Below are 11709 nucleotides of genomic sequence, written 5' to 3' on the forward strand. Positions count from 1 at the left end.
GATCGGCGCCGCGCGTCGTGATTCCGTCGCGCTGTGAGGATAGCGCATGTCCTGCGGGCCGCGGCGCTGATCCTCGCCTGCGCCACGCCGCTGCGGGCCGAACTGAACGTGCCGATCGCGGCGCGCATCCTGACCTTCCTGTTGCCGCCGCCCAAGGGCCTGACACCGGTCGCCATCGTCTTCGCGCCGGATAACGCCGCCTCGCTCGCGGAAGCGGCGGCGATCGAACGCACGATCGGCGGCGGTGTCGCCGCCGGTGGTGCGCTGGTCCGGACCCGGCGCGTCCCCGTCACCGCGCTGGAGGGGCTGCGCGGCTACCGCGCCGCCTTCGTCACCGCCGGCCTGCGCGGCGCGCACGACGACATCGCCGCCGCCGCGCGGCGCCATGCGGTGGTGACGATCACCTCCGACCATGGCTGCGTCCAGACCGCGCGCTGCGTCGTCGGCATCGCATCGGGCACCCGCGTCCAGATCACCGTCAGCCGCGCCGCGGCGCGCGCCGTCCATGCCCGTTTCGGTTCGGCCTTCCTGATGCTGGTCAAGGAGATATGACCGTGCACACTGTCTGCACCGCCATCGCCACCGCCATCGCGGGGCTGCTCGCCTCCTCCGTCACCGCATATGCGCAGGCGATCGATCATTCCGCGCTGCAGGACGTGATCGGCGAACCGGTCACGACCAGCGTCACCGGCAAGCCGCAGCGCGTCTCCGAGCTGCCCGGATCGATGATCGTCATCACCGCCGACCAGATCGCCCGGTCGCCGGCGCGCGACGTCCCCAGCCTCCTCAAGACCTATGCCGGGATCGACGTGAACCGCTGGACCGCGGGGCAGAGCGACGTGGCGGTGCGCGGCGGGGTGCAGACCTACAATGCGCGGCTGCTCGTGCTGGTCGACGGCCGTCAGGTCTATCTCGACCATTACGGCATGACCAACTGGAACCTGCTCGGCGTCGCCAACGAGGATATCCAGCAGATCGAACTGCTCCGGGGGCCCGCCAGCGCCATGTTCGGCTTCAATGCCTCCACCGGCGTCGTAAACATCATCACCCGCAAGCCGGACGACGCGACTGCGTTGCGGACGGAGGCCAGTGCCGGCAACCACGGCATGAGCCGGTTGGCGGCATCGCTCTACGTCCCGGTGACCGACGAGGTCGGCGCGAAGGTGACCGCGTCGCGGCTGCGCGAGGACGAGCGGCGGGTGCCTGCGACGATCCTCGATCGCCCGCATCGGGAGGTGGAGGCGGATCATGTCGCGGCCGAGCTGAACGCGGCGTTCGGCGTCAGCACGGTGACCATCGGCGGTGGTTACGACGTCAGTCGCCAGGTCGAGTTCCTGCCGGCGCAGCTCCTCTCCAACCAACTGTACCGCAGCGCCAATCTGGCCGCAGGGATCACGCACGATACCGAATGGGGCGGGCTGGCGTTGAGCGGCTTCGTCGACTGGCTGGATGCCGATTACGGCACCGACGGCAGCATCGGCGGACTGGCGCGCGGCCTGATGCTGTCCAACCGGATCGCGGTGGGCAAGGCGTCGGGACTGTACCGGCTGGGCGACGACGACACGCTGCGGCTGGGGTTCGAATTCCGCAACAACCACCTCGCCAGCAACGCGCAATATTCGGATATCGTCGGTTACGACGTCGCCTCGGCGAATGCGATGATCGACCTGCATCCGACCGGACGCGTGACGGCGACTGCCGCGGTCCGGTTCGATCAATTGTGGCTCTACCAGTCCGGGGCGATCGCGCGGCCGGCGGTGGACGATCCGGCGGATTATCGACACGCGTTCCATCGCGTCAGCTTCAACGCCGCATTGCTCATACGCACCGGGATCGAGGGGCAGCTGCGGCTCAATGGCGGGCTCGGCTACCAATTGCCGTCGCTGACCAATTATGCGTTCCGGCTGGAGGTCGCCTTGCCGCCTCCGCTGCCCTCGGCGCTGATCGTTGCCGGCTCGCCGGCGATCCGCCCGGCCAGTACGTGGAGCGGCGAGATCGGATACAGCGACCAGCGCGGCGGCATCCGCGGAGAGGCGACGGCGTTCTACACCCATACGCGCGGCACGATCGCTCCTCCGTCGGAAATGCCGTCCGAATTCACGGAGGTGCGCTTCACCCCCGAGCCGGTGCTCGTCGAACGCTATTATTCCGCGGGGGATTACAGCACCTGTGGCGCCGAACTCGCCCTGTCGGGTCGTCGTGCCGCGCTGGGCTGGCGCGCCAACTATACATGGACGCGGACGCGCAGCCATCTGGACCAGCGTGATGTGCGCTCGCTGATGCTGATCCAGCCGCGGCTGACCACGCCCACGCATAAGGTGAACGTGGTACTGGATTACGATACCGGCGGGCCTTGGTCGGTAACCGGTATCGCACGCTACACCAGCGCGACGCAGCAATTCGCTCTTGCTCCCGAAGTGCCCCTCCCGGTGGTGAAGCTGTTCGATGTCGCCGCTGCGCTCGCGCTGGACGCACGGCTCGGATTCCGCCTGTCGCGGGGAATCGAGGTGTTCGCGGCCGGTGAGAACCTGACGCTCGCCCGTGGTGTCGCCGTTTCGCCGATTCCGGCGGATCGCCGGGTCCGCGGCGGGTTGCGGGCGACGTTCTGATGGACCCTGCTTCCGATCCGCCGCCGCAATGCATGATGGCGGGATATGCGGACCGGATTGAGCGGCTGACCCGGCTCGCCGACCGTCCGATCGTCGCGAAGGTGGCGGCGGCGCCGGCCCTGCTGCTCGCGCTGGTCGTGTTCATCGTCGTGATCGGCAGCACCGCGCTCATCATCGCCGATCGCAGCGTCGACCGGATCGTGCATGGCGACATGCGTGACGTCAGCCGGTTGAGCGCGATGACGCTGCGGTTCGAATCGGTCGATTCGGCCGTATACCGCCTGCTGGTGGCGAAGGCCGCCAACCAGTCGACCGACGTCGGGCATCAGGCGGCGATGATCGCGCGCGACCTCGACACGGTACGCAGCAGCCTGCGCGCCTTCCGCAGCCACCATCCCGACCAACAGGCGACCGTGGACGCCGCGTTGGGGGATCTGGAGCGGTATGGGGAGACCGTCGACGTTGTCTTCTCGATGCTGGAGGTGGATTTCGCGAGCAGCGCGGCGATGGTCGCGCCGTTCCGGGCGCATGCGCGGCGCGTCGAGCAGCGGATCCGCGGGCTCGCCGCGACGGGGATGGAGCGCGCCGAGGCCAATGCCGCCGACACCGCCTTCACCACCCGCATCACGATCCTGGCGATGATCGGCGGCGCGCTGATCGTCGCGGCGCTGGGCATCGTTGTCGCCTATGTCATCAGCCGGTCTACCGTCCGGTCGATCACCGGCATCGCCGCGGCGACCGATGCGGTGATGCGCGGCGAGGCACCGGATTTCGCGGGCCTGCGCCGCGGCGACGAGCTGGGCCAGATGGTCACCGCGCTGCAGGGCTTCCACCAGCATCGCTGCGAGGCCGAACGGCTGGAGCGCGAGGCGGTGTCGCTGCGCGAGGAGGCGTGCCGGCAGGAGGAGCGGCGCATCCTGTCGGTCCGCCGCGCCCGCGAGGAAGCGGCCGAGATTCGCCGCCGCAGCCTCGCCGACCTCGCGCAGGCGTTCGAGGACAAGGTGTCGGGCGCGATCCATCAGGCGCAGCAGGCGATGGCGCATCTCGACCGGCATGCCGAGCGGCTGAGCGGCTCCACCGACGGCGACCGCCGGCTGGCGAACGACCTCGGCAGGATCGCCCGGTTGTTCAGCGAGGAGATGCACGACGCGAGCGCCGCGACCCGTTCGCTCGCGCGCACCTTCGTCGACATCGACCGCGAGGTCGCCGGCACGCGGCAGGCCGCCCGGGCGATCACCCGCCACGCCGACAGCGCCAGCGAGGCGGTCGTCCGGTCGCAGGACAAGGCCGTGACGATCACCCAGATCGTCGACGTGATCGACGCGATCGCCAAGCAGACCAACCTGCTGGCGCTCAACGCCTCGATCGAGGCGGCGCACACCGGCCAGTCCGGCGCCGGCTTCGCGGTGGTCGCCGCCGAGATCAAGGCGCTGTCGAACCGCACCGGCGTGTCCACGCACGAGGCGCGCGACAAGATCGAGGCGATGCAGGAGCAGATCGCCGACGTCGTATCGAACACGCGCAGCCTGACCGCGCTGATCGCCGGCATGGACGAGATCACCGAACGCGTCGCGACGATGTCGCGCGAGCAGACCACGTCGATCGACCGCCTCAACGACCGGATCGGCGAGGTACGCGAACAGACAGGCGCGCTCGCCGACGCCAGCGAGCGCATCAACACGTCGGTGCAGGACAATCTGGATGCGGTGCTGCAATTGCGCACCGCCAGCGCCACGCTGGATCAGGCGCTGACCACGCTCGCGACCGACGCGCAGGCGTTCACCCACCGGCTGCTGGCGGGCTGAACGTGGCGGGCCGGGCGCGCCCGTTCAGCGGTCGTTGGCGCCGACCGCGCGGGACGTGGCGAAGGCGGCGCTCAGCCGCGAATGGCGCGTCAGGCTTTCCTGCATATGGCGCCGCGCCGCCTCGCGCGCGGTGACCGGGTCCATGCGGATGATCGCATCGAGGATCGCCTCATGCTCCGCGCGGACCAGCGCGGCATAATCGGCATGCGCCTGCGGCGGCTGGTCGCGCAGATAGAGGTCGCGGGCGGGGACCAGTCGCAGGCCGATGAAATCGACGAGGCGGACGTAATAATCGTTCTGCGTCGCGCGGGCGATCGCGGTGTGGAAGTCGCGATCCGCCGCGGCGGCGGCCGCAACGTCGTCCTGGCATGCGTCCATCCGCCGCAGCGCCTCGATCAGCGCGGTGATGTCGGCGGTCGTGCGCCGGGCGGCGGCATAGGCCGCCATCTCTGCCTCGATCGCCAGCCGCATCTCGAGCAGTTTGATGACCTCCGACAGTTCGGCCAGCTCGTCGGGCATGATCTGGAACGCGCGATAGCCGGCGTTCGCCGACACGAAGACGCCCAGCCCCTGCCGCGACCGGGTCAGCCCGCGCGCGGTCAGCCGCGCCACCGCCTCGCGCACCACGGTGCGGCTGACCCGTTCCTGTTCGGCGATTTCCTTTTGCGTCGGGAAGCGTGAATCGGGCGGCATCGCGCCCGACTGGATGCGGTCGAGCAGCTTGTCGAACAATCGGTCCGCGAGCGATGGATCCCCTGCCGCCACTGCATTCCCCTCCCCGCGCTTGTCGTACGACCACGTCGGAATATCATCGGCCATCGCCAACGTCCACCGGACCCGCCGGGCGCCGGTGGCACGGCAAGAAATATGACAACTTGGATTGCAGCCCCCCGGGGCGGGTCATATGATCCGCGACACTGACCGGCGACGCGACGATCGCCGGATCCGGACGGAGGGACCCCACGCATGCACGCTTCCCGTATCGGCCTGACGGGCGCGATCGCCCTGCTGCTCGGGTCGAGCGCCATGGCCGCGCCCCCGGCGGGCGCCCCGCAATCCGCCGCGACGCCGCGCTTCGACCCTGCGCGCCTGCCCGATCGGGCGCAGTTGCTGGCGCTGCTCGATCGCACCGCCGCCGCGCAGATCGCCGCGCTCAAGGCGCAGGGCCTCGACCTGCCGACCGCCAACCGGCAGGTGACGACCAACTGGATCTCCGCGACCTTCCTGATCGGGCTCGGGCGACTGACGCGGGTGTCGGATGTCAGCGGCGGGCGGCGCTACCTGCGCGACGTCGCGGAGCATTACAATTTCGGACTGCTGGGAGCGTGGTCCGCGCACAACATGCTCGATGCCGACAATCTCGCGATCGGCGACGTCTATCAGGAATTGTACGCCCGATCCGGCGAGGCGGGCGAGATCGCGCCGCTGCGCGCGCGGCTCGACTATACCGGGCAGTATCTGGGCGTGGAGCCGGCGCCCAAGCAGCTCGTCTGGTGGTGGGCGGACGCGATGTTCATGGCGCCGCCGGTCTTCGCACGCGCCGCGGCGCAGCTGCACGACCACAGTTATCTGACCGCGATGGATGCCGGCTGGTGGCGCACCTACGACCGGCTGTGGTCGAAGGAGCATCGCCTCTATTATCGCGACGAGCGCTTCATCGGGCGCAGGACCGCGGGCGGCAAGCCGGTGTTCTGGGCGCGGGGCAACGGCTGGGTCGTCGCGGGTCTGGCGCGCGTGCTCGACACGATGCCCGTGAAATTCCCGAGCCGGCAACGCTATGTCGATACGTTCACCGCGATGATGGCGGCGCTGGCGCCGCTGCAGCGCGCCGAGGACGGGCTGTGGACCGCCAGCCTGCTCGACCCCAAGGATCCGCCGGGTCCGGAAACGACGGGATCCGCCTTCTTCACCTATGCGATGGCATGGGGGATCAACCATGGCGTGCTGGATCGCGCGACTTGGCTGCCGCGCGCACAGCGCGCCTGGGCGGGGCTGGCGGGCAAGGTCCAGCCGAACGGCCTGCTCGGCTATGCGCAGCGGGCCGGCGACCAGCCGGTGCCGTCGACCGCGTCGGATCATGCGCTGTACGGCAGCGGTGCCTTCCTGCTCGCCGGGCTGGAGGTGATGGACCTCGGCAAACCGGTCAGTGCCCTGCCCGTCGCCGAGCCGCAGCGCGACCCCGCCGGCCCGCCGCGCCTGCCGATCGCCCTCGCCCCGCGTCCTGCCGACCCGGCGCGGATCGCCGATTGGCAGCGCGCGATGGCCGAGCGGCAGGCGATGATCGACCTCGCCTATGATCCCGCGACGGTGACGACGACCGGGGCGGCACCGGCCGGCGCCGATGGCGTCACCATGCCGAGGATCACGCTGCCGCTCACCCCGCCGCCGCCCGACCAGCGCGCGGCGCGGGCCAGCGTCGCCTACGCGCCCTATCGGTTCGACGACCTGTTGTGGGAGAACGACCGGACTGCGCATCGCATCTACGGCCCCGCCCTGCAGCGCGAGGAACCGCCGTCGAGCAGCGCGATCGACGCCTGGGGCAAGCATGTCCCCTGGCCGTTCATGGAGCGCCAGCTGAAGACCGGCAAGCAGCACGACTATCATGGCGAGGGCATCGATTTCTACAATGCCGGCACCACGCGCGGCGCGGGCGGCCTCGGCATCTGGTATGACGACAAGCTGTGGGTGTCGCGCAACTGGGCGAAGTATCGCATCCTGAAGAACGGCCCCGACGCCGCCGATTTCGAGGTCGATTACGCCCCCTGGCCCGTCGATGTTGTGCGCAAGGTGTGGGAGACGCGGCGGTTCACGCTGCCGGTCGGCACCAACTTCACCCGCATGGTCTCGACGCTGCATTCCGACAAAACGGGGCCGCTGGTGGTCGGCATCGGCATCCAGAAGAAGCCGACGACGACGACGCTCGGCACCTTCACCGCTGATCGCGCGCGGGGGCGGTTCAGCCTGTGGACGCCGACCGATGCCGACAAGGGCGCGATGGGGGTCGCGGTGATGGTCGATCCCGCGCAGATCACCGACGTGGTCGAGGACGCCGACAATTACATCGTGCTGGTCCGCGTGACGCCCGACCGGCCGCTGGTCTATTATATGGGCGCGACGTGGAGCAAGAGCCGCGACTTCCACGATCGCGCCGCATGGGACGCCTATGTGATGGCGCAGAAACCCGACTTCACGCCGCCACGCTGACACGCCGACACGGAAAGGGCGCCGGCATCGCTGCCGGCGCCCGAGGCTGCGCGGGGGGAACGCGCGTCAGAATTTGACGGTGGCACCCGCCGTGAAGGTGCGGCCGAGGCGGGTTTCGAACAGCGTGTCCTGCCGCTTGCTGTCGATATACAGCGTGTTGCGTTCGTCGGTCAGGTTCTGCGCCTCGAGGATCAGCTTGAAGTTCTCGGTCAGATTGTACGAGGCGGAGGCATCGACGAAGAGCGTCGAGGCATTGGCGCGCACGTCGCTGTCGTTCGCGCCCGACGGGATGCCGCGGTTGAACCGGTCGCGGAAGCTGGCAGTGCTGCGGATGCTGAAACGCTTGTCCTCGTAATAGAGCGTGCCGCTCGCCGCGTGCGGCGACAGGTCGATCAGGTCGTCCGTCGTCGTCTGCGTCGGCACGCCATTGGCGCTGGCGAGGATGTAGTTGATCCGCGATTTGACGTAGGTGTAGCTGCCGAGCACGCCGAGGTTGCGCAGGAAGCCGGGCAGGAAGCGCAGCTGCACCTGCGCGTTGACCTCGACGCCGTTGAGCGGACCGCCCGGCGTGTTGGCCGAGCGGTTGACGGTGAAGATGTCGGCCGGCGTCGACGGCGTGCCGTCGAGCAGTGCATCGGGCAGGCCCAGCGAACTATACGGCACCTGGCTGGAGATCGACTGGATGTACGACCCGATGTTCTTGTGGAAATAGGCGACCGACAGCAGCGATCCGGGCGCGAAATACCATTCCAGCGCCGCATCCAGTGTGTTGGCGCGGATCGGGTCGAGGAACGGATTGTTGACGGAGCCGGTGCGCGTCGCGACGGTGACGCCCGACGTCGGCGTCAGCTGGCCGAGTTCGGGACGCGACATCACGCTCGCCGCCGACAGGCGCAGCAGCAAGTCGGGGGTGAGTTCGCCGACGAGGTTGATCGAGGGCAGCCAGTCCGAATAGGAGCGGCTGACGTCGCCGCGGCGCCCCACCGTCGGGAAGGGCGCACCGGCCGGCGCGGTGACCGGAATGTAGCCGAACGAATCCTGTTCAGTGTGGACGTAGCGCACGCCCACGTCGCCGCGGATCGGGATCGGGAACATGTCCTCGGTGTTGAACGTGGCCATCAGATAGCCGCTCTTGATCCGCTCACGCACGCCCGAGCGCGCGGCGCCGCATTCGATCCCGCAATATTGGAAGCTGTCGAAGCCGAAGGCCTCGCGCCATTTCTTCGAATCGATCGCGGAGAATTCGGCGGGCGCACCGCCGCCGAGCAACTTGCCGAAATTGGTGATCTGTTGCGTGATGCTGGCCAGCGTCGTGCCGGCGGGCAGCGCGCGCACCGCGACCTGGCTGGGGATCAGGTTGGCGCCGGTGACCTGGAAATTGCTCTCGCGGAACTGGCCGCCGGCCTTGAACGCGAAATTGTCGAGAAGATTCCATTCGAGGTTCGCCTCGAACGTCTTGTTGCGGGTGTTCTGGCGCAGCGGCCGGCCGGCGGTGCTGAAGCCGCCGAGCACGGTGAAATTGCCGTCCGGGCTGGGCGCGTAGCTAAAGTTCGCCGGATTGGCGACGTCGGTGCCGAAGCCGATCGTCGGGATGTTGCCGCCGTCGCGGAAATCGATCGAGAAATTGTCCGCGTCGATGATGTCCATGAACGTCTGCAGGCGCAGCGGGCTATAGAAGCGCGAATTGGAGATGCCGGCGAGCGCGGTCAGCTTCAGCTTGTCGGAGAAGCGATGCTCGATGTTGAGGTTCGCCTGCTTGAAGGTCGAGACGAACTGGTCGACCAGCCCTTCCGAGCGGATGTCGACGCCGTCGAACAGGCCGTAGGTCAGCGAGCCGAGCGGATCGAACGCGATGTCGCGCACCGACGTCATCGGCTTGCCGCCGTTGGTCGCGGTGCGGCCGAACGAGATCGCGCCGATGTAATTGTCGCGGCGTTCGACATCGAAGCGCGAATAGAGGCCGTCGAGCGAGATGTCGGTGTTGACGCCCGGCTTCCACTGCAGCGACAGCGTGCCGCCCATCCGCTCGGCGTCCTGTTCGGAATTCACGTAGCGCGGGATGCGCGGCAGGAAGGCGCCGCCGCCGGGCTGGTTGGTGATGCCGCGCAGGCTCTGGATCGTGTTGTATGCCGCCGTCGTGCTGGTGCGCGGGTTGTTGGTGCTGCAATTCGCCGCATTGGTGCCGCGCGCGGCGTTGGTCGCGGGGTTCTGCGGGGCGAAGCCGACCGGCGAGCAGAAGCCGCCGTCGATATAGGCGGGCAGGATGTTGACCGCAGAATAGCCGACCTCGCGCAGGTTGCGCTTGCCGTAGGCGAACGAGCCGAGCACGCCCAGCGTCCCGTCGGCGAACTGCTTCGACACCAGCACCGAGGCGCGCGGATCGACGGTCTTGCTGACCTGGTTGTAGATGCCGCGACCGGTGGCGGTGAAGACGAAGTCGGTCTTGAAGTCGAGCGGATGCGGCGCCTTCAGGTCGACGGTCGCGCCCAGCGATCCCTCCTCGACATCGGCGGACGGCGTCTTGCGCACGGCGAGCGCCGAGAAGATTTCGGTCGGGAAGGCGTTGAAGTCGAAGCTGCGCCCGGAATTGCCCGCGCCGTAGATGTCGGCCGCGCCGGTCTGCGACGTGCCCTCCATGCCGTTGATGCGGACGCGGGTGAAGGATGCGCCGAGGCCGCGGACCGAGATGTTCTTGCCCTCGCCGCCGTCGCCGCGCGACAGCGCGACGCCCGGGATGCGCTGCATCGATTCGGCGAGGTTGGAATCGGGGAACTTCCCGATATCCTCGGCGACGATGCTGTCGACCGCGGCGGTCTCGTTACGCTTGATGTTGATCGCGCTGTTCAGCGACGCGCGGAAGCCGGTGACGACGATGTCCTGGTCCTCGCCCGGCAGGGTCGGCGTCGTGGTGCCGGTCGGCGTGTCGGTGGGCGGGGTGACCGGGTCGGTGCCGGTTTGCGGCGCGGTCTGCGGTGCGACGGGTGGCGCGGTCTGCGCGGCGGCCGGCGCGGCGGCGAGCGCGATCCCCATAGCCAGGCCCGACACGGTGCCGCACGCGACCATCGCAACTCGACCGAAAGACGTCTTCATCGTCACTCCCCTTGATGCACGGAGTGACCGGGGCCTTTGCGACCCGACAATCCCCTCCGACCCTGAATCATTGTTATTATGCCACCGGTATCATCGACTTTTTCGTGCGTGTAAAGTGGCTTTAGAACATTATACCAACAAGTGGGACAGGTCAGGTTAATTGGCAGATATCAAGGACATCCATATCGCTGTAATCCTGATTTTCGCCCGCCATCGCCCAGATGAAGGCATAGGCGCGAGTGCCGGACCCCATGTGGACCGACCAGGGCGGGGAAATCACCGCCTGTCCATCGGACAATGCGATATGCCGCAGCGCGTCCGCCTGCCCCATATAATGGAAGATCCGCGCCTCCGGCCCGCCGAGCTCGAAGTAGAAATAGATCTCCGAGCGCCGTTCGTGGATGTGCGGCGGCATCGTGTTCCAGACCGATCCCGGCTTCAGGATGGTCAGCCCCATCACCAGTTGCGCCGAATCGCAGACGCCCGGAATGATGAGCTGGAAGATCGACCGGTCGTTCGAATCCTCGAGACTGCCCCGCTCCAGCCGGTTGGCGTCGGCGATCGACAGCTTGCGGGTGGCGAACGCGCGATGCGCCGGGGTCGAGACGAGGTAGAAGCGCGCGCCGGCACCGTCGAACACGACCTCCGCCGCCCCCATCGTGACGTAGAGGCAATCCTTGTTGCCGAGATCGAAGCGGGTGCCGTCGACGGTGACGCTGCCCGCGCACGCGCCGACGTTGATGATGCCGAGTTCGCGCCGTTCGAGGAAGGGATGGCCGGCGGCGGAGGTGGGTTCGACCTGATCGGGCAGGCGCACCGGCGCATTGGCGATCTCTACCCCGCCGATCACCATCCGATCGGCATGCGTATAGTTGAGCAGGCAGGCACCGGGCCGGAACAGCGCGTCGATCAGATAGCGGTCGCGCAGATCGGCGTTGGAGGCGCCCGCCATCATGTCCGGATGCGTGGCGTAATAGGTGCGTTCGAACATGCGGGTCCTT

General features: G+C 68.2%; 7 protein-coding genes. 4 read left to right on the forward strand and 3 right to left on the reverse strand.

What is annotated here, in order from left to right:
* The first annotated feature begins 33 nt into the window (after positions 1-33).
* Genes AC1RTO_RS16765 through AC1RTO_RS16775 form a run of 3 tightly spaced genes read left to right on the forward strand, consistent with a single transcriptional unit; the run spans position 34 to position 4414 of the window.
* Positions 34-552 (forward strand): hypothetical protein, encoded by a 519-nt coding sequence (locus tag AC1RTO_RS16765; RefSeq protein WP_493161928.1) that lies wholly within the window; start codon positions 34-36, stop codon positions 550-552.
* A complete protein-coding gene (locus AC1RTO_RS16770) occupies positions 549-2609 on the forward strand; it encodes a TonB-dependent receptor plug domain-containing protein (protein WP_493161929.1) in 2061 nt (686 codons plus the stop codon). Before AC1RTO_RS16765 ends, AC1RTO_RS16770 begins: the two co-directional genes overlap by 4 nt.
* On the forward strand, positions 2609-4414 hold the full coding sequence (locus tag AC1RTO_RS16775) for a methyl-accepting chemotaxis protein (RefSeq protein ID WP_493161930.1): 1806 nt from the start codon (positions 2609-2611) through the stop codon (positions 4412-4414). Before AC1RTO_RS16770 ends, AC1RTO_RS16775 begins: the two co-directional genes overlap by 1 nt.
* A gap of 24 nt (positions 4415-4438) precedes the next feature.
* On the opposite strand, the gene AC1RTO_RS16780 is transcribed toward AC1RTO_RS16775, so the two are convergent.
* The gene (locus AC1RTO_RS16780; protein ID WP_493161931.1) at positions 4439-5233 is read right to left on the reverse strand and encodes a FadR/GntR family transcriptional regulator; all 795 of its coding nucleotides are present in this window, start codon (positions 5231-5233) and stop codon (positions 4439-4441) included.
* A 147-nt stretch (positions 5234-5380) separates the two neighbouring features.
* Between AC1RTO_RS16780 and AC1RTO_RS16785 the strand changes: the two genes are divergently transcribed.
* Positions 5381-7618, forward strand: coding sequence for a glycoside hydrolase family 88 protein (locus AC1RTO_RS16785; protein ID WP_493161932.1), 2238 nt, complete (start codon positions 5381-5383; stop codon positions 7616-7618).
* 66 nt (positions 7619-7684) lie between these two features.
* On the opposite strand, the gene AC1RTO_RS16790 is transcribed toward AC1RTO_RS16785, so the two are convergent.
* On the reverse strand, positions 7685-10708 hold the full coding sequence (locus AC1RTO_RS16790) for a TonB-dependent receptor (RefSeq protein ID WP_493161933.1): 3024 nt from the start codon (positions 10706-10708) through the stop codon (positions 7685-7687).
* Between the two features lie 151 nt (positions 10709-10859).
* Complete coding sequence (gene kduI / locus AC1RTO_RS16795; protein ID WP_493161934.1) at positions 10860-11699, reverse strand: 5-dehydro-4-deoxy-D-glucuronate isomerase; 840 nt, start codon at positions 11697-11699, stop codon at positions 10860-10862.
* Positions 11700-11709 lie beyond the last annotated feature (10 nt).

The sequence above is a fragment of the Sphingomonas sp. GW821-FHT10F09 genome (genome assembly GCF_058809195.1).

Excerpts from the sequence above, each read along its gene's own strand:
- AC1RTO_RS16770 (WP_493161929.1), top strand. The coding sequence starts at position 549 with ATGACCGTGCACACTGTCTGCACCGCCATCGCCACCGCCATCGCGGGG.
- AC1RTO_RS16775 (WP_493161930.1), top strand. The coding sequence starts at position 2,609 with ATGGACCCTGCTTCCGATCCGCCGCCGCAATGCATGATGGCGGGATAT.
- AC1RTO_RS16780 (WP_493161931.1), bottom strand. The coding sequence starts at position 5,233 with ATGGCCGATGATATTCCGACGTGGTCGTACGACAAGCGCGGGGAGGGG.
- AC1RTO_RS16785 (WP_493161932.1), top strand. The coding sequence starts at position 5,381 with ATGCACGCTTCCCGTATCGGCCTGACGGGCGCGATCGCCCTGCTGCTC.
- AC1RTO_RS16790 (WP_493161933.1), bottom strand. The coding sequence starts at position 10,708 with ATGAAGACGTCTTTCGGTCGAGTTGCGATGGTCGCGTGCGGCACCGTG.
- kduI (WP_493161934.1), bottom strand. The coding sequence starts at position 11,699 with ATGTTCGAACGCACCTATTACGCCACGCATCCGGACATGATGGCGGGC.